This is a genomic window from Devosia sp., from assembly GCF_965229025.1.
Lineage (GTDB): Bacteria > Pseudomonadota > Alphaproteobacteria > Rhizobiales > Devosiaceae > Devosia_A.
Genome location: NZ_OZ245853.1, coordinates 1,209,506 through 1,227,097, shown reverse-complemented (window position 1 = coordinate 1,227,097; position 17,592 = coordinate 1,209,506). Strand labels below are relative to the sequence as shown.

The 17,592-nt window shown below is 60.7% G+C and carries 29 protein-coding genes; 1 reads left to right on the top strand and 28 read right to left on the bottom strand.

What is annotated here, in order from left to right; genetic code table 11:
• Positions 1-180: 180 nt before the first annotated feature.
• The 27 genes from ACO06J_RS06120 to rpsL form a co-directional block, all read right to left on the bottom strand.
• Positions 181-750: an adenylate kinase gene (locus ACO06J_RS06120; protein WP_421759819.1), complete on the bottom strand. Its 570-nt coding sequence runs from the start codon at positions 748-750 to the stop codon at positions 181-183.
• Positions 747-2,081: a preprotein translocase subunit SecY gene (secY, locus tag ACO06J_RS06115; protein ID WP_421759818.1), complete on the bottom strand. Its 1,335-nt coding sequence runs from the start codon at positions 2,079-2,081 to the stop codon at positions 747-749. The genes ACO06J_RS06120 and secY overlap by 4 nt, the downstream gene beginning before the upstream one ends.
• Positions 2,082-2,113: 32 nt before the next feature.
• Positions 2,114-2,599 carry a 50S ribosomal protein L15 gene (gene rplO / locus ACO06J_RS06110; RefSeq protein WP_421759817.1) on the bottom strand — a complete coding sequence of 162 codons (486 nt, stop codon included), beginning with the start codon at positions 2,597-2,599 and terminating at the stop codon, positions 2,114-2,116.
• A 14-nt stretch (positions 2,600-2,613) separates the two neighbouring features.
• Entirely contained in the window at positions 2,614-2,802 is a 189-nt protein-coding gene (rpmD, locus tag ACO06J_RS06105) for a 50S ribosomal protein L30 (RefSeq protein ID WP_421759816.1), read from the bottom strand.
• A 23-nt stretch (positions 2,803-2,825) separates the two neighbouring features.
• Positions 2,826-3,356 carry a 30S ribosomal protein S5 gene (rpsE, locus tag ACO06J_RS06100; protein WP_421759815.1) on the bottom strand — a complete coding sequence of 177 codons (531 nt, stop codon included), beginning with the start codon at positions 3,354-3,356 and terminating at the stop codon, positions 2,826-2,828.
• 19 nt (positions 3,357-3,375) lie between these two features.
• A complete protein-coding gene (gene rplR / locus ACO06J_RS06095) occupies positions 3,376-3,738 on the bottom strand; it encodes a 50S ribosomal protein L18 (protein ID WP_421759814.1) in 363 nt (120 codons plus the stop codon).
• A 12-nt stretch (positions 3,739-3,750) separates the two neighbouring features.
• Positions 3,751-4,284 (bottom strand): 50S ribosomal protein L6, encoded by a 534-nt coding sequence (gene rplF / locus ACO06J_RS06090; protein ID WP_421759813.1) that lies wholly within the window; start codon positions 4,282-4,284, stop codon positions 3,751-3,753.
• 57 nt (positions 4,285-4,341) lie between these two features.
• Positions 4,342-4,740: a 30S ribosomal protein S8 gene (gene rpsH / locus ACO06J_RS06085; protein WP_421759812.1), complete on the bottom strand. Its 399-nt coding sequence runs from the start codon at positions 4,738-4,740 to the stop codon at positions 4,342-4,344.
• 12 nt (positions 4,741-4,752) lie between these two features.
• On the bottom strand, positions 4,753-5,058 hold the full coding sequence (rpsN, locus tag ACO06J_RS06080; RefSeq protein WP_421759811.1) for a 30S ribosomal protein S14: 306 nt from the start codon (positions 5,056-5,058) through the stop codon (positions 4,753-4,755).
• A gap of 21 nt (positions 5,059-5,079) precedes the next feature.
• On the bottom strand, positions 5,080-5,637 hold the full coding sequence (rplE, locus tag ACO06J_RS06075) for a 50S ribosomal protein L5 (protein ID WP_421759810.1): 558 nt from the start codon (positions 5,635-5,637) through the stop codon (positions 5,080-5,082).
• Positions 5,630-5,941 carry a 50S ribosomal protein L24 gene (gene rplX, locus ACO06J_RS06070; RefSeq protein ID WP_421759809.1) on the bottom strand — a complete coding sequence of 104 codons (312 nt, stop codon included), beginning with the start codon at positions 5,939-5,941 and terminating at the stop codon, positions 5,630-5,632. The genes rplE and rplX overlap by 8 nt, the downstream gene beginning before the upstream one ends.
• Complete coding sequence (gene rplN, locus ACO06J_RS06065) at positions 5,941-6,309, bottom strand: 50S ribosomal protein L14 (protein WP_421759808.1); 369 nt, start codon at positions 6,307-6,309, stop codon at positions 5,941-5,943. Before rplN ends, rplX begins: the two co-directional genes overlap by 1 nt.
• A 60-nt stretch (positions 6,310-6,369) precedes the next feature.
• Complete coding sequence (gene rpsQ, locus ACO06J_RS06060) at positions 6,370-6,603, bottom strand: 30S ribosomal protein S17 (RefSeq protein ID WP_421759807.1); 234 nt, start codon at positions 6,601-6,603, stop codon at positions 6,370-6,372.
• A 10-nt stretch (positions 6,604-6,613) separates the two neighbouring features.
• On the bottom strand, positions 6,614-6,859 hold the full coding sequence (gene rpmC, locus ACO06J_RS06055; protein WP_421759806.1) for a 50S ribosomal protein L29: 246 nt from the start codon (positions 6,857-6,859) through the stop codon (positions 6,614-6,616).
• Positions 6,860-6,864: 5 nt separating this feature from the next.
• Complete coding sequence (gene rplP, locus ACO06J_RS06050) at positions 6,865-7,278, bottom strand: 50S ribosomal protein L16 (protein WP_421759805.1); 414 nt, start codon at positions 7,276-7,278, stop codon at positions 6,865-6,867.
• A gap of 15 nt (positions 7,279-7,293) precedes the next feature.
• On the bottom strand, positions 7,294-8,043 hold the full coding sequence (gene rpsC, locus ACO06J_RS06045; protein WP_421759804.1) for a 30S ribosomal protein S3: 750 nt from the start codon (positions 8,041-8,043) through the stop codon (positions 7,294-7,296).
• Positions 8,043-8,423: a 50S ribosomal protein L22 gene (gene rplV / locus ACO06J_RS06040; RefSeq protein WP_421759803.1), complete on the bottom strand. Its 381-nt coding sequence runs from the start codon at positions 8,421-8,423 to the stop codon at positions 8,043-8,045. The genes rpsC and rplV overlap by 1 nt, the downstream gene beginning before the upstream one ends.
• A gap of 1 nt (position 8,424) precedes the next feature.
• Entirely contained in the window at positions 8,425-8,703 is a 279-nt protein-coding gene (gene rpsS, locus ACO06J_RS06035) for a 30S ribosomal protein S19 (RefSeq protein ID WP_421759802.1), read from the bottom strand.
• Between the two features lie 3 nt (positions 8,704-8,706).
• Positions 8,707-9,546 carry a 50S ribosomal protein L2 gene (gene rplB, locus ACO06J_RS06030; protein ID WP_421759801.1) on the bottom strand — a complete coding sequence of 280 codons (840 nt, stop codon included), beginning with the start codon at positions 9,544-9,546 and terminating at the stop codon, positions 8,707-8,709.
• Between the two features lie 14 nt (positions 9,547-9,560).
• Complete coding sequence (locus ACO06J_RS06025) at positions 9,561-9,854, bottom strand: 50S ribosomal protein L23 (protein WP_421759800.1); 294 nt, start codon at positions 9,852-9,854, stop codon at positions 9,561-9,563.
• A complete protein-coding gene (gene rplD / locus ACO06J_RS06020; protein ID WP_421759799.1) occupies positions 9,851-10,471 on the bottom strand; it encodes a 50S ribosomal protein L4 in 621 nt (206 codons plus the stop codon). Before rplD ends, ACO06J_RS06025 begins: the two co-directional genes overlap by 4 nt.
• Complete coding sequence (gene rplC / locus ACO06J_RS06015) at positions 10,471-11,172, bottom strand: 50S ribosomal protein L3 (protein WP_421759798.1); 702 nt, start codon at positions 11,170-11,172, stop codon at positions 10,471-10,473. Before rplC ends, rplD begins: the two co-directional genes overlap by 1 nt.
• Before the next feature lie 84 nt (positions 11,173-11,256).
• A complete protein-coding gene (rpsJ, locus tag ACO06J_RS06010; protein WP_055049780.1) occupies positions 11,257-11,565 on the bottom strand; it encodes a 30S ribosomal protein S10 in 309 nt (102 codons plus the stop codon).
• A gap of 70 nt (positions 11,566-11,635) precedes the next feature.
• Entirely contained in the window at positions 11,636-12,826 is a 1,191-nt protein-coding gene (gene tuf, locus ACO06J_RS06005; protein ID WP_421759797.1) for an elongation factor Tu, read from the bottom strand.
• 54 nt (positions 12,827-12,880) lie between these two features.
• Positions 12,881-14,971: an elongation factor G gene (gene fusA, locus ACO06J_RS06000; protein ID WP_421759796.1), complete on the bottom strand. Its 2,091-nt coding sequence runs from the start codon at positions 14,969-14,971 to the stop codon at positions 12,881-12,883.
• A gap of 12 nt (positions 14,972-14,983) precedes the next feature.
• Entirely contained in the window at positions 14,984-15,454 is a 471-nt protein-coding gene (rpsG, locus tag ACO06J_RS05995; protein WP_421759795.1) for a 30S ribosomal protein S7, read from the bottom strand.
• 12 nt (positions 15,455-15,466) lie between these two features.
• Positions 15,467-15,838, bottom strand: a complete 372-nt coding sequence (gene rpsL / locus ACO06J_RS05990; protein ID WP_421759794.1) for a 30S ribosomal protein S12 — start codon at positions 15,836-15,838, stop codon at positions 15,467-15,469.
• 510 nt (positions 15,839-16,348) lie between these two features.
• On the opposite strand from rpsL, the gene ACO06J_RS05985 reads away from it, so the two are divergent.
• The gene (locus ACO06J_RS05985; protein WP_421759793.1) at positions 16,349-16,822 is read left to right on the top strand and encodes a YbjN domain-containing protein; all 474 of its coding nucleotides are present in this window, start codon (positions 16,349-16,351) and stop codon (positions 16,820-16,822) included.
• Positions 16,823-16,833: 11 nt separating this feature from the next.
• On the opposite strand, the gene ACO06J_RS05980 is transcribed toward ACO06J_RS05985, so the two are convergent.
• Complete coding sequence (locus ACO06J_RS05980; protein WP_421759792.1) at positions 16,834-17,496, bottom strand: O-methyltransferase; 663 nt, start codon at positions 17,494-17,496, stop codon at positions 16,834-16,836.
• Positions 17,497-17,592: the final 96 nt, after the last annotated feature.

Here is a 17,592-nt window from a genome sequence, read left to right as displayed (position 1 = left end):
TCCGCTCTCCTTTGGTCAGCCGGGGCATTTCCCCGTGCCGTTTGATAACAACAAGGGACCGGACTCCGCCCCCTCACTCTTCTGAGGAACCGAATCCAGTCCATTTATCCATGAGACTGGCGCGGTTCTTAAGGGCCGTCATCCGCAATGTCAACTGCGGTTTCCGGCCCTTACGCAATACTAGTTATGCACTGCCCGGCGGATTGCTGCCGTCACGTCCTCGACGGGCTGCATGCCATCGACAGACTTCAGCAAACCCTTGCCGCGGTAGAATTCCACCAGTGGCGCGGTCTGCTCGCGATAGACGTTGAGCCGGTTGCGCAGAACCTCCTCATTGTCGTCCCCACGGGCAACACCGGACTCCTTCGCGCGCTTGGCGATACGCTCGACCAGCACGTCAGGATCGGCAGTGATCTCGATAACCGCGTCGAGCCCCATGTTCTTTTCGGCCAGCATGCTCTCAAGCGAGATGGCCTGGGGAATGGTGCGCGGAAAACCGTCGAGGACAAACCCCGGCTTGCAGTCATCCTTGTCGAGGCGCTCAGACACGATGCCGTTGACGATATCGTCAGACACCAGGTCACCGCGGTCCATCACTTCTTTGGCCGCCAGACCCATCGGGGTCTTCGCCGCGATGGCTGAGCGCAGGATGTCGCCGGTAGACAGCTGCGGGATCCCGTAGCTATCGATCAGCACCTTGGCCTGCGTGCCTTTGCCCGCGCCTGGTGGTCCCAGAAGGATCAACCTCATTTACGACGGCTCCCCAACCGTGAACGCTTCACCAGCCCCTCGTACTGCTGGGCAATCAGATGACTTTGCACCTGGCTGACAGTGTCCAGCGTCACCGTCACCATGATCAACAGCGACGTGCCGCCGATGAACTGGCTGACGTTCAGCTGACTGTGGATCATCTCAGGAATGAGCGCCACGACCATCAGGTAGAGACCACCGACAAGCGTAATGCGGGTCAGCACATAGTCGATGTACTGCGCGGTGCGCTCACCCGGACGGATACCGGGGATGAACCCGCCCGACCGCTTGAGGTTATCGGCAGTGTCGACCGGATTGAACACGATCGAGGTGTAGAAGTAGGCAAAGAACAGGATCAGCGCCGCGAACAGGATCAGATAGAGCGGCTGGCCGCGACCGAGCAGCGCCGCAGTCGTGCGAAGCCAGATCGGCGCGTCACCCTGGGCGGCAAACGACGCAATGGTCGCCGGCAGCAGCAGGAGCGATGAGCCAAAGATCACCGGGATAACACCCGACGTATTGAGCTTGAGCGGCAGGTGCGACGTGTCGCCCTGGAACATCTTGTTGCCAACCTGGCGCTTCGGATACTGGATCAGCAGCCGACGCTGGGCGCGTTCGAAGAAGACGATGATCGCGATCACCGCGATAGCGATGACCAGCAGCAGGAACAGCCAGATCGGGGCAAGCGCACCGGTACGGCTAAGTTCGATCGTCTGAACAATCGTGCTCGGCAAGTTCGCCACGATACCGGCGAAAATGATCAGCGAAATACCGTTGCCAACGCCGCGCGACGTGATCTGCTCACCGAGCCACATCAGGAACATGGTGCCGCCGGTCAACGTGATGACCGTCGAAATGCGGAAGAACCAACCCGGATGAATAACGACGCCCTGACTGCCCTCGAGACCGATGGCGATGCCATAGGCCTGAACCGCGCAGAACACGACCGCGAGATAACGGGTGTACTGGTTGAGCTTGCGCCTGCCGGCCTCGCCTTCCTTCTTGATGGCTTCAAGCTTGGGCGTGGCAGTGGTGATCACCTGCACGACGATCGAGGCCGTGATGTACGGGATCAGGTTCAGCGCGAAAATCGCCATACGGTGCACCGCACCACCGGCAAACAGATCGAACATGCCAGCAATGCCTTGCTTGGCCGTCTCGAAGCTCGCCTTGTAGGCGTCCGGATCGATGCCGGGCACCGGGATATATGTACCCAGTCGATAGACCAGAAGCGCACCCAGTGTGAACCAGATGCGCTGCTGCAGGGCCTTCGCCTTGGCGAAGGTTCCGAAATTGAGATTTCTGGCCAGCTGTTCTGCTGCGGACGCCATGTTTGCTCCCTTAAGACTGGGGCCAGGCGCTCTTAGGCGTCAGCCTTCACTTCTGCCACAGGCATATCGACCTTGCCACCGGCGGCTTCAATAGCTGCGAGCGCGCCCTTGGTGGCGTGATCGACCTTGAAGGTCACCTTTTTGGCAGTAAAGCCACTATTGCCGATCAGACGCACGCCATCGAGCTCACGACGGATAACGCCAGCCTTCACGAGTGCAGCGGCATCGACCACACCCTTGATGTCCAGCTTGCCGCTGTCGATGTAGGCCTGGATACGGTCGATACGCAGCTGGTTCCACTTCTTGGGATCCAGCGAGTTGAAACCGCGCTTCGGCATACGCATGTGGAGCGGCATCTGGCCGCCCTCGAAGCCGTTGATGGCAACACCGGTACGAGCCGTCTGGCCCTTGCCGCCACGGCCGCCGGTCTTGCCGACGCCCGAGCCGATACCGCGACCGACACGCACGCGCTTCTTGTTGGCACCCGCGTTGTCGCGGAGTTCGTTCAAACGGGTCATTTCTCGTCCCTATCCTACTTGGCGTCGACGACGCGCACGAGGTGCGGCAGCTTACGGATCATGCCGCGCACTTCGGGTGTGTCCTTAAGCGTCGACTGCTTGCGGATCTTGTTGAGCCCCAGGCCGATCAGCGTGGCACGCTGGTCCTGCGGACGGCGCGTCGGGCTGGCGATCTGCTCGATGGTGATGGTCTTGTCGGCCATTTCGATTACTCCAGGGGCTCTTATCAGCCTTCGACGACAGTCTCGCCACGGCGAGCCTGCAGTTCGGAGACCTTGAGGCCGCGGCGAGCGGCGACGGAACGCGGGCTATCTACGCGCTTGAGCGCATCGAAGGTAGCACGCACCATGTTGTACGGGTTCGCGGTGCCCTGCGACTTGGCGACGATGTCGTTGACGCCAAGCGTCTCAAACACGGCGCGCATCGGGCCACCGGCGATGATGCCGGTACCAGGAACGGCAGCGCGGAGGATAACGCGCCCTGCCCCGTGATGGCCGACCACATCGTGGTGAAGCGTACGGGCATCTCGCAGCGGCACGCGGATCATCTGGCGCTTGGCCTGCTCGGTGGCCTTGCGGATGGCTTCCGGCACTTCGCGCGCCTTGCCATGACCGAAGCCAACGCGGCCCTTCTGGTCACCGACCACGACGAGGGCGGCGAAACCGAAGCGGCGACCACCCTTCACGACCTTGGCAACGCGGTTGATGTGGACCAGGCGGTCAACAAACTCGCTATCGCGCTCTTGAACGTCTCTCATTGTCTTTTCCTTTGCGCGATCAGAACTGCAGGCCGGCTTCACGAGCCGCGTCGGCCAGGGCCTTGACGCGACCATGATAGATATAGGCGCCGCGGTCGAAAACCACAGTGCTCACGTTCGCTGCAAGACCGCGCTCGGCGACCAGCTTGCCAACCACTGCTGCTGCTTCCGAAGTCGCGCCGCTCTTGATCGAGGCCTTCACGTCCTTATCGATGGACGACGCAGCCGCAAGAGTGCGACCCGACGTATCGTCGATGATCTGGGCGTAGATATTCTTGTCCGAGCGGAACACGCTGAGACGCGGGCGGCCGGCGTTGTTCGCCTTGAGCGCCTTGCGAACTCGGGCCTTGCGGCGATCCGCACCTTTGAGGCTGATGGGCATCTCGTGCGCTCCTTACTTCTTCTTGCCTTCTTTGCGGGCGATATACTCACCCACATAACGCACACCCTTGCCCTTGTAGGGCTCCGGCGAACGCCAGGAACGGATGTCTGCGGCCACCTGGCCAACCTGCTGCTTGTCGTTGCCGGTGACCACAATTTCGGTCTGGGTCGGCGTGGCAATCGTGATGCCCTTTGGCGTCTCGAAAACCACTTCATGGCTGAAACCGAGGCTCAGCTTGACATCCTTGCCCTGCATCGCGGCGCGGTAACCGACGCCGAGGATCGAAAGGCGACGCTCGAAGCCGGCGGTCACGCCGATCACCAGGTTGTTGATCAGGGCACGTGTCGTCCCCCAGGCAGCGCGGGCTTCCTTGGTATCATTGGCGGGCTCGACAACGATGCCAGCATCGGTCTGCTTGGCATTGACGATATCCATGAGAGTCATGGAGAGCTCGCCCTTGGGGCCCTTCGCCGTGACCTTGCGATCGTTGATCGTGACGGTAACGCCACTGACCGGAGCGACCGGCTTTTTGCCTGTACGGGACATTCTTTCAACTTCCTTCGGAGTAATCGTCACACCGACGACTTCTAGAGCCTTTAAGCCTTAGAAGACGCGGCAGAGTACCTCGCCACCCAGGTTCTGGGCTTTTGCTTCATGATCGGCCATCACGCCCTTGGGGGTCGAAAGGATCGACACACCGAGGCCATTGGCGACCGAGGGAATATTCTTGACCGAGGCGTAGACGCGGCGACCAGGGCGCGAAACGCGCTCGATGGTCCGGATCACCGGCACAGCATCGGAATACTTCAGTTCGATATCGAACTGGGCAACGCCGTTGTCCATCTTGGACTCGGCATAACCACGGATGAAGCCTTCCGACTTCAGCACGTCGAGAACGCGGCCACGCAGAGTGGAGGCCGGAGTGGACACAACATCCTTGCGACGCATCTGGGCGTTGCGGATGCGGGTCAGCATATCACCGATCGGATCAGTAAGGCTCATAGTTCTGTCTCCTTACCAGCTCGACTTGACCATGCCGGGGATCAACCCGAGGTTGCCCAGCTGGCGCAGGGCAATACGGCTCAGCTTCAGCTTGCGATAGTAACCGCGCGGACGGCCGGTCAGCTCGCAGCGATTGTGCACGCGGGTCGGCGCCGAATTGCGCGGCAGCTCAGCGAGCTTGAGCTGCGCGGCAAAGCGCTGCTCCATCGGGACCGACTGGTCCTTGGTGATGGCCTTGAGCTTGGCGCGCTTGCCGGCAAACTGCTTGGACAGCTTCTTGCGGCGGTTATTCTTTTCGATAGAGCTGGTCTTTGCCATGTCTCGTCCTTCTCTCTTCCGTTACTGCCGGAAGGGGAAATTGAAAGCCTTGAGCAACGCCCGGGCTTCGTCGTCGGTCTGCGCCGTGGTGCACACGATGATATCCATGCCCCACACCTGATCGATCTGGTCGTAGATGATCTCGGGGAAGATGATGTGCTCTTTGATGCCCATGGCGTAGTTGCCACGGCCGTCAAAGGAATTGGGGTTCAGGCCGCGGAAGTCACGAACACGCGGGAGAGCGATGTTCACCAGGCGGTCGAGGAACTCATACATGCGTGCTGCACGAAGGGTCACCTTCACGCCGAGCGGCATCTGCTCACGCACCTTGAAGCCTGCGATCGACTTGCGGGCGTGCGTGATGACCGGCTTCTGACCCGCGATCTTTTCGAGATCTGCGGCAGCGGTCTTCACCTTCTTGGTGTCGTTCACAGCTTCGCCAACACCCATGTTCAGCACGATCTTGTCGAGCTTGGGCGCCATCATGACGTTCTTGTAGCCGAATTCCTTGATCAGGCCCGGCTTGATCGTCTCGTCATACTGGGTGCGAAGACGCGGTACGTAAGCGGTCTCAGCCATCGATCACATCTCCGGTCGTCTTGGCGACGCGCACCTTGGTGCCGTCTTTAATCTGGAAGCCGACCCGGGTTGCTTTCCCATTGGCATCGGCGATAGCGAGGTTGGACAAGTGGATCGGAGCTTCCTTGGTGAGGATGCCCGCGTCCTGGCTCGCGGTCTGCTTGGTGTGCCGACGCACGAGGTTCAGGCCCCCGACGACAGCGCGCGTCTCGGACGGGATGACCTGGAGCACCTGCCCCGTCTTGCCCTTGTCCTTGCCGGCGAGAACGACGACCTTGTCGCCCTTCTTGATCTTAGCCGCCATCACAACACCTCCGGCGCAAGCGAAATGATCTTCATGTGGTTCTTGGAACGCAGTTCGCGCGGCACTGGCCCGAAGATACGGGTCCCGATCGGCTCGGACTGGTTGTTGATCAGAACTGCGGCGTTCCGGTCAAAGCGAATAACGGTACCGTCGGTGCGACGAACCGGGAATGCGGTGCGCACGACAACGGCCTTCATCACCTGGCCCTTCTTGACGCGACCACGCGGGATCGCATCCTTGACGGACACAACGATGATATCGCCCACCGAAGCGTACTTGCGGTGTGAACCGCCGAGCACCTTGATGCACATGACGCGACGCGCGCCGGAATTATCGGCAACGTCGAGATTGGACTGCATCTGGATCATGGCTTGATGCCTTCTTCAATTTCCAAGGGGTCTGCCTACAAGGCGAGCCCTAACTTCTGGTTACGCGTTGGCTTTTAGGACCCAGCGCTTGTTCTTGCTGATCGGCGCCGATTCCTCGATCCAGACGATGTCCCCGACCTTGGCGGCATTGAGCTCGTCATGGGCGTGGTACTTCTTGGACCGGCGCACGGTCTTCTTCATCACCGGGTGGGTGAAGGCGCGATCGACCCGCACCACCACGGTCTTCTCATTAGTGTCGGAGACCACGGTCCCCTGCAAAACGCGCTTGGGCATCTCGTTCTCCTTACTTCGCCGCGGCCTTTTCGCCCAGGATCGTCTTGACCCGCGCGATTTCGCGGCGGACCTCACGAACCCGAGCGGGCTTCTCCAGCTGCTGTGTCGCACGCTGGAACCGCAGGTTGAACTGCTCTTTCTTCAGCCCGAGGAGCTGATCCTTCAGCTCATCAGGAGTCTTGCCACGAATGTCGGCATGCTTGACGGCTTTGGCGTCAGCGGCCTTGCCCGAGGCTTTCTTGGTCTTGGTTGCCATGGCTCTCAATCCGCAATGCGGGTGACAACCCGCGTCATGATCGGAAGCTTCATGGCGCCGAGACGCAGAGCTTCCTTGGCAACGTCCTCAGGGACGCCGTCGATTTCGAACAGGATACGACCGGGCTTGACCCGAGCCGCCCAGAATTCCACCGAACCCTTGCCCTTACCCATACGCACTTCAGTCGGCTTCTTGGAAACCGGAAGGTCGGGGAAAACGCGGATCCAGACACGGCCGGCGCGCTTCATCTCACGGGTGATCGCACGGCGAGCCGCCTCGATCTGCCGCGCGGTGACACGCTCCGGCTCCTGGGACTTCAGGCCGAACTGGCCGAAAGCCAGATCCGTGCCGCCCTTGGCATTGCCATGGATACGACCCTTGTGCGCCTTGCGGAACTTGGTCTTTTTTGGTTGCAGCATTTTGCGATGCCTTCTTTAGTTCTGCGGCGCGCGGTCGCGACGATCTTCACGATCACCACGTTCGCGACGCTGACCCTGGTTCTGCTCGCCCGAACCACCGCCTTCGGTGGCGCGACGCTCATGCGCAGACGGATCGTGCTCGAGGACTTCACCCTTGAAGACCCAGACCTTGATGCCGATGATGCCATAGGTGGTCTTGGCTTCAGCCGTACCGTAGTCGATGTCGGCACGCAGCGTGTGCAGCGGAACGCGACCCTCGCGGTACCATTCGGTACGAGCGATGTCGGCACCACCGAGACGGCCACCAACGTTGACGCGGATACCACCAGCACCCATGCGGATCGCAGTTTGCACGGCGCGCTTCATGGCACGGCGGAACGCCACGCGGCGCTCGAGCTGCTGGGCAATGCCCTGCGCCACGAGGGTCGCATCGGTTTCCGGCTTGCGCACTTCAACGATGTTGATGTGCACTTCGCTGTCGGTGAACTGCTTCACCTTGGCGCGGATCTTGTCGATGTCAGCGCCCTTCTTGCCGATCACGATGCCCGGACGGGCAGTGTGGATCGACACGCGGCACTTGCGGTGCGGGCGCTCGATGACGATCTTGGAGACGGCGGCCTGCTTGAGATCCTCAAGCAAGGTCGTGCGGATCTTCAGATCTTCCTGCAGCAGGGAACCATACTCACCCTTGTTCGCGTACCAGCGCGAATCCCAGGTGCGGTTGATCCCAAGGCGCAGACCGATCGGGTTGATCTTCTGACCCATTATGCGGTCTCCTCGACTTGGCGAACCACGATCGTGAGGTTCGAAAACGTATGTTCCAGGCGGGCAGCGTGACCACGACCGCGAGCCATGAAGCGCTTCATCACCAGCGAGTCACCGACATAGCACTCGGCAACGACGAGCGAGTCAGGGTCGAGACCGTGGTTGTTTTCAGCGTTCGCGACGGCGCTCTCGAGCGTCTTCTTGACCGAACCGGCAATCCGCTTGCGGGAGAACGTGAGCTCGGCCAGGGCCTTGTCCACCTTCTTGCCGCGGATCATGGCGGCGACGAGGTTGAGCTTCTGGCCCGAGGTACGGAGCATGCGGAGAACCGCCTTGGCTTCGTTGTCCTTGAGCGCGCGCTGAGTTTTCGGCTTGCCCATGTTACTTCCTCTTGGCCTTCTTGTCGGCCGAGTGACCGTAGTAGGTACGGGTCGGAGCGAACTCGCCGAACTTGTGGCCGATCATTTCTTCATGAACGGCAACCGGAATGTGCTTGTGGCCGTTGTGGACGCCAAACGTCAGGCCCACGAACTGCGGCAGGATCGTGGAGCGACGGCTCCAGATCTTGATGACTTCGTTGCGGCCGCTGGCCCGGCTGGTCTCTGCCTTCTTGAGCAGATAGCCGTCGACGAACGGACCCTTCCAGAGTGAACGCGCCATGGCTTAACGGCCCTTCTTCACGTGACGCGAGCGGACGATAAACTTGTCCGTCGACTTGTTGCTGCGGGTTTTCTTACCCTTGGTCGGCTTGCCCCACGGAGTAACCGGGTGACGGCCACCAGAGGTACGGCCTTCACCACCACCATGCGGGTGGTCGACCGGGTTCATGGTCACGCCGCGGTTGACGGGCTTGCGGCCCAGCCAGCGGCTGCGACCGGCCTTGCCGATCGAAGTGTTCGAGTGGTCCTGGTTGGACACGGCACCGATCGTGGCAAGGCAGGTACCGTGCACACGGCGCTGTTCGCCAGAGTTGAGACGCAGGATCGCCCAACCGCTGTCGCGGCCAACGTACTGCGCATAAGCACCAGCCGAACGCGCGATCTGGCCACCCTTGCGGGGCTTCATCTCGACGTTGTGCACGATGGTGCCAACCGGCATGCGCTCGAGCGGCATGGCATTGCCAGGCTTCACGTCGGCAACGCCGAGCGTGGAGATCACCTTGTCGCCGGCAGCAAGACGCTGGGGCGCAATGATGTAGGCAAGCTCGCCGTCCTCGTACTTGATCAGCGCGATCCAGGCCGTACGGTTAGGATCGTACTCAAGGCGCTCGACGGTCGCCACGTCGTCCCAACGGGTACGGCGGAAGTCGACCATGCGATAGCTGCGCTTATGACCGCCGCCACGATGATAGGACGTGATGCGACCAGCGTTGTTACGACCGCCAGACTGGTTGAGACCAACCGTCAGCGTCTTGACCGGCTTGCCCTTCCACAGCTCCGACCGATCGGTCGTGATGAGCTGGCGACGGCCAGGAGAGGTCGGATTGTAAGTTTTTAGACCCATTTTTCTCTCTCCCCTCAGATGCCGGTCGAAATATCGATCGACTGACCGTCGACGAGGGTGACGATTGCCTTCTTGACATCCTTACGGGTGCCAAGCTGCTGCCGGAAACGCTTCACCTTGCCCTTGCGGACCAGGGTGTTGACTGCCTTGACCTTCACCGAAAACAGCGCCTCGACGGCGGCCTTGATGTCAGCCTTGGTGGCGTCGATGGCGACGTCGAACACGACCTGGCCGTGCTCGGATGCCATCGTCGACTTTTCAGTGACGACCGGGTTACGGATCACATCATAGTTGCTGTGCTTGCTCATGCGAACCGTGCCTCCAGCGCTTCGAGCGCTGCTTTGGTCAGAACGAGCTTATGGCGGCGGAGAATGTCGGCGACATTGATCCCCTGCACCGGCAGCACGTCGATCTGCGGGATGTTGCGAGCGGCGAGCGCGAAGTTCACGTCAACCACTGCGCCGTCGATGATCAGCGCATTCGCCCACTCGAGCTTGCCGAAGGTCTCACGCAGGGAAGCCGTCTTGGCTTCCTTGGTGGCGACCGAGCTGACAACGATCAGCTCGCCGGACTTTGCCTTGGACGAGAGCGCATGCTTGAGAGCCAGTGCACGAACCTTCTTTGGAAGATCAATGGCGTGGCTGCGCACTTCGGGACCGAACGCACGACCACCGCCGCGGAACTGCGGAGCGTGCTTGGCGCCGTGACGTGCACCGCCCGAGCCCTTCTGCTTGACGGACTTCTTGGACGTGTAAGCGATCTCAGCACGATGCTTTACCTTGTGGGTACCGCGCATTGCCTTGAGCTGCTGGTAACGAACCATGCGGTGCAGGATGTCCTGGCGGACTTCCAGACCGAAAATGTCGTCCTTCAGCGTGACCGAACCGTCGGCCTTGCCGTCCAGAGTTGTGACCTGGAGTTCCATTACTTCGTCTCCCCGGTCGCTGCCACAGCAGCCTTGAACGAACCCGGCAGAGCCACACCCTTGGGGGCAGGCTTCTTGACCGCGTCCTTGATCATGATCCAGCCACCCTTGGAGCCGGGAACGGCGCCCTCAACCATGATCAGACCGCGCTCGACATCGGTGCGGACGACCTTGAGGTTCTGAGTGGTAACGCGACGGTCGCCCATATGGCCGGCCATCTTCTTGCCCTTGAACACCTTGCCCGGATCCTGGCGCTGGCCAGTCGAGCCGTGCGAGCGGTGAGAAACCGACACACCGTGCGAAGCGCGCAGGCCACCGAAGTTCCAGCGCTTCATCGCGCCGGCAAAGCCCTTACCGATCGAGGTGCCGGTGACATCCACCAGCTGCCCTTCGGCAAAGTGATCGGCCTGCATCGTCGCGCCAACTTCAATGAGGTTCGCAGGATCGACACGAAACTCTGTTAGCTGACGCTTCGGTTCAACCTTGGCAACAGCGAACTGGCCGCGGTCTGCCTTGGTGATGTTCTTCGCCTTGACTGTACCGGCGCCAAGCTGCAGCGCGGTATAGCCATCTCTGTCTTGCGTCCGCTGGCCTACCACCTGGCAGTTCTGCAGACCAAGCACTGTCACGGGGACGTGCGTGCCGTCGTCCATGAAAATGCGGGTCATGCCCAGCTTCTGTGCGATCAAACCAGAACGCATCGGTTGTTACCTTTTCTCTTTGGCGACGGACCGGGTCATTATTCCAAGAGGACCCTTTAGGCGGTCGGCGCGAAGTTCAGTCAGTTAGAGCTTGATTTCGACGTCTACGCCGGCGGCGAGATCGAGCTTCATAAGGGCGTCTACGGTCTGCGGCGTCGGATCGACGATGTCGAGGAGACGCTTGTGAGTCCGGATTTCGAACTGCTCGCGGCTCTTCTTGTCGATGTGAGGCGACCGATTGACCGTAAACTTTTCAATCTGTGTGGGCAGCGGGATCGGCCCGCGCACCTGCGCACCCGTGCGCTTGGCCGTGTTCACAATCTCCCGAGTGGAGGTGTCGAGCACACGGTGGTCAAAGGCTTTGAGCCGGATGCGTATATTTTGACCGTTCATCTTGCTTTCCCAGCGAAAATTGGACCGCGGCGCACTTTTGACGGCGCGCCGCGCCCTGGATTACCAGGTCTTACTTGAGGATCTTTGCGACGACGCCCGAACCAACGGTGCGGCCACCCTCACGGATAGCGAAGCGGAGCTTCTCTTCCATGGCGATCGGCACGATCAGCGCGACAGAGATATTCACGTTGTCGCCGGGCATGACCATTTCGGTGCCTTCCGGCAGCGTCACCACACCCGTCACGTCGGTCGTGCGGAAGTAGAACTGCGGACGGTAGTTGGCAAAGAACGGCGTGTGACGGCCACCCTCTTCCTTGGTCAGGATGTAGGCTTCGGCAACGAAGTCGGTGTGCGGGGTAACCGAACCGGGCTTGCACAGCACCTGGCCGCGCTCGACCTGAGTACGGTCGATACCACGGATCAGTGCGCCGATGTTGTCGCCAGCCTGGCCCTGATCGAGCAGCTTGCGGAACATTTCAACGCCGGTAACGGTGGTCGTCTGGGTCGCCTTGATACCGACGATCTCGACGGTCTCACCAACCTTGACGATGCCGCGTTCGACACGGCCGGTCACCACGGTGCCACGGCCAGAGATCGAGAACACATCTTCGATCGGGAGCAGGAACGGCTGGTCGATCGGACGAGCCGGCTGCGGGATGTAGGAGTCAACAGCGGCCATCAGCTCGAGGATGGCGTCGTGGCCAAGCTTCTTGTCGCCGTTGTTCAGGGCTTCGGTAGCCGAACCCTTGATCATCGGGATGTCGTCGCCCGGGAATTCGTAGTTCGAGAGCAATTCGCGAACTTCGAGCTCGACGAGTTCCAGCAGTTCCGGATCGTCGACCATGTCGCACTTGTTCAGGAACACCACCAGAGCCGGCACGCCAACCTGACGGGCAAGCAGAATGTGCTCGCGGGTCTGGGGCATCGGGCCGTCGGCAGCCGACACGACCAGGATCGCGCCGTCCATCTGGGCAGCACCGGTGATCATGTTCTTCACATAGTCGGCGTGGCCCGGGCAATCGACGTGAGCATAGTGACGGTTGGCCGTCTCATACTCGACGTGAGCGGTATTGATCGTGATCCCGCGTGCCTTCTCTTCCGGCGCCGCATCGATCTGGTCGTATGCCTTGAACACGGCACCGCCAGTTTCGGCGAGGACCTTGGTGATCGCAGCCGTCAGCGAGGTCTTGCCGTGATCGACGTGACCAATGGTGCCGATGTTGCAGTGCGGCTTATTGCGGGAAAACTTTTCCTTACCCATCGCTTCTCTCCGTATGCGTCGACCCGAAAGCCGACGTTGAACTTTAGTTTGTGGTTAGGCGTATTTCGCCTGGACTTCGGTGGCGACCGCTGTCGGCACTTGCTCGTAGTGGTCGAAGGTCATCGTGTACTGCGCACGTCCCTGGCTCATCGAACGGAGCGAGTTGACGTAGCCGAACATGTTGGCAAGCGGCACCATCGCGTCGATTACCTGGGCAATGCCCCTGCCCTCAGTGCCGCGGATCTGGCCGCGACGTGAGTTCAGATCGCCGATGACGTCACCGACGTAGTCTTCCGGGGTGAGAACCTCAACCCGCATGATCGGCTCGAGGATCTTCGGAGCAGCCTTCTGGATGGCTTCGCGGAAACCCGCACGGCCAGCGATTTCGAAGGCGAGGACCGAGGAGTCGACGTCGTGATAGGCGCCGTCAGTCAGCGTGAACTTCACGTCGACAATCGGGAACCCGATCAGCGGGCCGGAGCCCATGACCGAAGCAACACCCTTCTGCACGCCCGGGACGTATTCCTTGGGGACGTTGCCGCCCACGATCGCGGACACGAACTCAAAGCCCTTACCGGCTTCGTTCGGCTCGATCGTGAACTTGATGCGGGCGAACTGGCCCGAACCACCGGACTGCTTCTTATGCGTATAGTCGTGCTCGACCAGACGCGTGATCGCTTCACGGTAAGCCACCTGCGGCGCACCGATATTGGCTTCCACCTTGAACTCACGGCGCATGCGGTCGACGATGATGTCGAGGTGCAATTCGCCCATGCCCGAGATGATCGTCTGGCCGGATTCTTCGTCGGTCTTGACGCGGAAGGACGGATCCTCGGCAGCAAGACGCGCCAGTGCCAGACCCATCTTTTCCTGGTCGGCCTTCGACTTCGGCTCAACCGCGATGTCGATAACCGGCTCGGGGAACTCCATCCGCTCAAGAATAACGCGGTTATTCGGATCCGAGAGCGTATCGCCCGTCGTCGTGTCCTTGAGGCCAACGATCGCGACGATGTCGCCAGCAAAAGCCTCGTTGATCTGCTCGCGTGAGTTGGCGTGCATCTGGAACATGCGGCCGATACGTTCGCGCTTTTCCTTGACCGTATTCTCCAGCATCGCGCCGCCTTCGACGTGACCCGAATAGATACGGCAGAAGGTCAACTGGCCCATATGCGGGTCGTTGGCGATCTTGAAAGCCAGCATCGACAGCGGCTCGCTATCGTCAGCATGGCGCTGGATCGGCTTCTCGGTCTTGACGTCGATGCCTTCGATGGCCGGAATGTCAGTCGGCGAGGGCAGGAAGTCGATAACGCCGTCGAGCAAGGGCTGAACGCCCTTGTTCTTGAACGCCGAACCGCAGAACACCGGGTACAGCTTGACGTCGATCGTACCCTTGCGGATCAGCTGACGCAGCGTGTCGTTGTTCGGCATGATGCCATTGAGATAGGCCTCGGTCGCCGCATCGTCCATTTCGACGGCGGTTTCGATCAGCTTCTCGCGGTACTGGACGGCCTTGGCCTTCAGGTCCTCGGGAATCTCGACGACGTCCCACTGGGCGCCCAGCTCTTCATTGCGCCAGACCAGAGCGTTCATCTCGATCAGATCGATGACGCCCTTGAACTCGGTCTCAGCACCGATCGGCAGCTGCATCACGACCGGCTTGATGCCGAGGCGCTTTTCCAGCGTGTCGAGGCAGAAGTAGAAATCGGCGCCGGTCTTGTCCATCTTGTTGACGAAGATGAGACGCGGAACGTTGTACTTGTCAGCCTGGCGCCAGACAGTTTCTGTCTGGGGCTCGACGCCCTGGTTGCCGTCGAGCAGCGCGATGGCGCCGTCGAGAACGCGCAGCGAACGCTCGACTTCAATCGTGAAGTCCACGTGGCCGGGGGTGTCGATGATGTTGAAGCGGTACTGGGTGCCGTCACGGCCCTTCCAGAACGTGGTGGTCGCGGCCGACGTGATCGTGATGCCGCGTTCCTGCTCCTGCTCCATCCAGTCCATGGTCGCGGCGCCGTCGTGGACTTCGCCGATCTTGTGGGACTTGCCGGTGTAGTAAAGCACACGCTCGGTGGTCGTGGTCTTGCCAGCATCGATGTGAGCCATGATGCCGAAGTTACGGTAGTGATTAATCGGGTACTCGCGAGCCATCGTTAGTCTCCGTTACCAGCGATAATGCGAGAAGGCACGGTTGGCGTCAGCCATACGGTGCGTATCTTCGCGCTTCTTGACGGCCTGGCCGCGACCGTTGACGGCATCCATGAGCTCGCCCGACAGGCGCTCCTTCATGGTGTGCTCGCCGCGCTTGCGGGCAGAGTCGATGAGCCAGCGAATGGCGAGAGCCTGCTGACGTTCCGTACGCACTTCGACCGGCACCTGGTAGGTGGCACCACCGACGCGGCGCGAACGCACTTCGACGGACGGGCGGATGTTATCGAGGGCGGTGTGGAACACGCCGATCGGATCCTGCTTCAGCTTGGTCTGCACGATATCGAACGCACCGTAGACGATGCCTTCAGCAGCCGACTTCTTGCCGTCCAGCATGAGCGAGTTCATGAACTTGGAAACGACGAGATCGCCGAACTTGGGATCGGGATTGACTTCACGCTTTTCTGCGCTGTGACGACGGGACATCTGTAATGCTCCTTACTTCGGCCGCTTCGCGCCGTACTTCGAACGGCGCTGCTTGCGATCCTTGACGCTCTGTGTGTCGAGGACGCCGCGCAGCACATGGTACCGAACGCCGGGGAGGTCGCGAACGCGGCCGCCACGGATCAGGACCACGGAGTGTTCCTGAAGGTTGTGGCCTTCGCCGGGAATGTAGGAAATGACTTCGCGCTGCGTGGTCAGACGGACCTTGGCCACCTTGCGCAGGGCCGAATTCGGCTTCTTTGGGGTCGTCGTATAGACGCGAGAGCACACGCCGCGCTTCTGCGGGTTGGCTTCCATCGCCGGGACTTTGTTCCGCTTGGGTTTGGATACCCGTGGCTTGCGGATCAACTGATTAATGGTCGGCATTGCGCTCTTTCCATCCGTCGGAAATTCGTTTGCGGAAGACTAAAACAAACCAAAGGGGCGCTTGACCCGCCCCTAACGGGACAGAAGCGCCTCTTATTGCAGCGGACCGCTTACCTGTTAAGGCGAGCGTTCATGCGCACAAAGATTTGTCGTCGTCTTTACCTTTGGCAGTGTGTTTGAGGTTCCTGGATGCCCGCACAAGGTGGCAGATACCCGTCTGAACTTCACGACCGACCGCTAAGGTTGCGCCTCTATATGGGCGCCGAGTCTCCCCGTCAAGGATTCTTTCACGTGAGAAATCCTTGCGCACGTCCGGCAACCCTGGGGAATATCCATCCCGGGGCTGATCAGTCAGCTCAGATGGCTAATCTGTCCCAGACGCATGGCTGCGCATAGGTTGTGGCAGAGGTTTTCCACGGATCAGCACATCCCTGCCGGTTTCGCATTCCATGTGTTTGTGAGAAATGGAGATGCGGGCAGAACTGCTCACGCCCTTAGAGGAGCCCGGTGATGACCAAGCAAAAGGCAGCGATTGTGCTGAGTCTCTACCTCGCGCTTGTCAGCGCGGCTTCAGCACAGAGCATTCTCGACGCCAGCAACGTCAATGAGATCGTCACGATCGCCAAGTCCTATGGTCCGGCAGACCTGGTCACGCGAGACAGTGGCGATCCGCGCATCTCCGGCACTATTGGCGGCCTGCCCTATCAGCTGTTCTTCATGAACTGCACAGACGGCAAGGCCTGCGAAGACATCAACTTCTATGCCGGCTTCACCGATACAAAGCCCACCCTCGATGCCATCAACGACTGGAATCGCAGCAAGCGCTTCGGCAAGGCCTATCTCGACTCAGAACTCGACGCGGTCATCGAGTATGACGTGAACCTCGAGCACGGCGTCACGCGTGACAACCTGGACGCCGCCTTCTCGCTGTGGTCGCAACTGGTCCCCGAGTATGCCGCCTTCGTCGGCTACAGATCACAGTAGAGCCCCTGCCCTCAGTCGACGATCATGATGGCAAAGCCATCCCAGCCCTTGGCCCCAACCGTCTGCAATGCGGATGCGCTGAGGCGTGGATGGGTCGAGATCATGTCAAAGGCCGCCCGCGTCCCGAGAACGCTCGGGTCGGTGTTCGCCTCATCGATCACCCGACCGTCGCGCACAACATTGTCGAGAACGATCACGGTACCCGGCCGAGACAGCTTGATCGCCCAGTCGAGGTAGATCGTGTTGCTCGGCTTGTCGGCGTCGATGAATACCAGATCGAACGGCTCGGGTGAGGCTGCCACAATCACCGGCAGCGTCTCCGCAGCGGCACCGATGTGGATCGTCACCCTGTCAGATAGCCCCGCTGCAGCGATATTGCGGGCAGCCACCTCTGCATGGTGCGGCTCATACTCGAGCGTCACCAGTTCGCCATCCTTGGGCAATGCCCGCGCCATCCAGATCGTCGAATACCCACCGAGCGTTCCAACCTCAAGCACCCGCCGCGCCCCAGTCATCCGCACCAGCAGGCTGAGGAACTTGCCCTGCGCCGGCGACACATCCATCGGGCGGAGCCCTGCAGCAGCGTTCGCGGCAAGGGCGGCGGCTGGGTCGTCGGCACCGATCAGCTTGTCCGCGATATAGGCATCCACCTGCGACCAGATCTCGGCGTCCATCACACTCTCCTCTTGCCCCAGGCCTTCTAGCGGCCAGCATGTGTCGCTTCGATGACGGACACGATAGGCAAAAAGAAGGGGCCCACGAGGGGCCCC

Coding starts and splice junctions, on each gene's coding strand:
- ACO06J_RS06120 (WP_421759819.1), bottom strand. CDS start 750: ATGAGGTTGATCCTTCTGGGACCACCAGGCGCGGGCAAAGGCACGCAG.
- secY (WP_421759818.1), bottom strand. CDS start 2,081: ATGGCGTCCGCAGCAGAACAGCTGGCCAGAAATCTCAATTTCGGAACC.
- rplO (WP_421759817.1), bottom strand. CDS start 2,599: ATGACCCGTTTGAACGAACTCCGCGACAACGCGGGTGCCAACAAGAAG.
- rpmD (WP_421759816.1), bottom strand. CDS start 2,802: ATGGCCGACAAGACCATCACCATCGAGCAGATCGCCAGCCCGACGCGC.
- rpsE (WP_421759815.1), bottom strand. CDS start 3,356: ATGAGAGACGTTCAAGAGCGCGATAGCGAGTTTGTTGACCGCCTGGTC.
- rplR (WP_421759814.1), bottom strand. CDS start 3,738: ATGCCCATCAGCCTCAAAGGTGCGGATCGCCGCAAGGCCCGAGTTCGC.
- rplF (WP_421759813.1), bottom strand. CDS start 4,284: ATGTCCCGTACAGGCAAAAAGCCGGTCGCTCCGGTCAGTGGCGTTACC.
- rpsH (WP_421759812.1), bottom strand. CDS start 4,740: ATGAGCCTTACTGATCCGATCGGTGATATGCTGACCCGCATCCGCAAC.
- rpsN (WP_421759811.1), bottom strand. CDS start 5,058: ATGGCAAAGACCAGCTCTATCGAAAAGAATAACCGCCGCAAGAAGCTG.
- rplE (WP_421759810.1), bottom strand. CDS start 5,637: ATGGCTGAGACCGCTTACGTACCGCGTCTTCGCACCCAGTATGACGAG.
- rplX (WP_421759809.1), bottom strand. CDS start 5,941: ATGGCGGCTAAGATCAAGAAGGGCGACAAGGTCGTCGTTCTCGCCGGC.
- rplN (WP_421759808.1), bottom strand. CDS start 6,309: ATGATCCAGATGCAGTCCAATCTCGACGTTGCCGATAATTCCGGCGCG.
- rpsQ (WP_421759807.1), bottom strand. CDS start 6,603: ATGCCCAAGCGCGTTTTGCAGGGGACCGTGGTCTCCGACACTAATGAG.
- rpmC (WP_421759806.1), bottom strand. CDS start 6,859: ATGGCAACCAAGACCAAGAAAGCCTCGGGCAAGGCCGCTGACGCCAAA.
- rplP (WP_421759805.1), bottom strand. CDS start 7,278: ATGCTGCAACCAAAAAAGACCAAGTTCCGCAAGGCGCACAAGGGTCGT.
- rpsC (WP_421759804.1), bottom strand. CDS start 8,043: ATGGGTCAGAAGATCAACCCGATCGGTCTGCGCCTTGGGATCAACCGC.
- rplV (WP_421759803.1), bottom strand. CDS start 8,423: ATGGGCAAGCCGAAAACTCAGCGCGCGCTCAAGGACAACGAAGCCAAG.
- rpsS (WP_421759802.1), bottom strand. CDS start 8,703: ATGGCGCGTTCACTCTGGAAGGGTCCGTTCGTCGACGGCTATCTGCTC.
- rplB (WP_421759801.1), bottom strand. CDS start 9,546: ATGGGTCTAAAAACTTACAATCCGACCTCTCCTGGCCGTCGCCAGCTC.
- ACO06J_RS06025 (WP_421759800.1), bottom strand. CDS start 9,854: ATGAGCAAGCACAGCAACTATGATGTGATCCGTAACCCGGTCGTCACT.
- rplD (WP_421759799.1), bottom strand. CDS start 10,471: ATGGAACTCCAGGTCACAACTCTGGACGGCAAGGCCGACGGTTCGGTC.
- rplC (WP_421759798.1), bottom strand. CDS start 11,172: ATGCGTTCTGGTTTGATCGCACAGAAGCTGGGCATGACCCGCATTTTC.
- rpsJ (WP_055049780.1), bottom strand. CDS start 11,565: ATGAACGGTCAAAATATACGCATCCGGCTCAAAGCCTTTGACCACCGT.
- tuf (WP_421759797.1), bottom strand. CDS start 12,826: ATGGGTAAGGAAAAGTTTTCCCGCAATAAGCCGCACTGCAACATCGGC.
- fusA (WP_421759796.1), bottom strand. CDS start 14,971: ATGGCTCGCGAGTACCCGATTAATCACTACCGTAACTTCGGCATCATG.
- rpsG (WP_421759795.1), bottom strand. CDS start 15,454: ATGTCCCGTCGTCACAGCGCAGAAAAGCGTGAAGTCAATCCCGATCCC.
- rpsL (WP_421759794.1), bottom strand. CDS start 15,838: ATGCCGACCATTAATCAGTTGATCCGCAAGCCACGGGTATCCAAACCC.
- ACO06J_RS05985 (WP_421759793.1), top strand. CDS start 16,349: ATGACCAAGCAAAAGGCAGCGATTGTGCTGAGTCTCTACCTCGCGCTT.
- ACO06J_RS05980 (WP_421759792.1), bottom strand. CDS start 17,496: ATGGACGCCGAGATCTGGTCGCAGGTGGATGCCTATATCGCGGACAAG.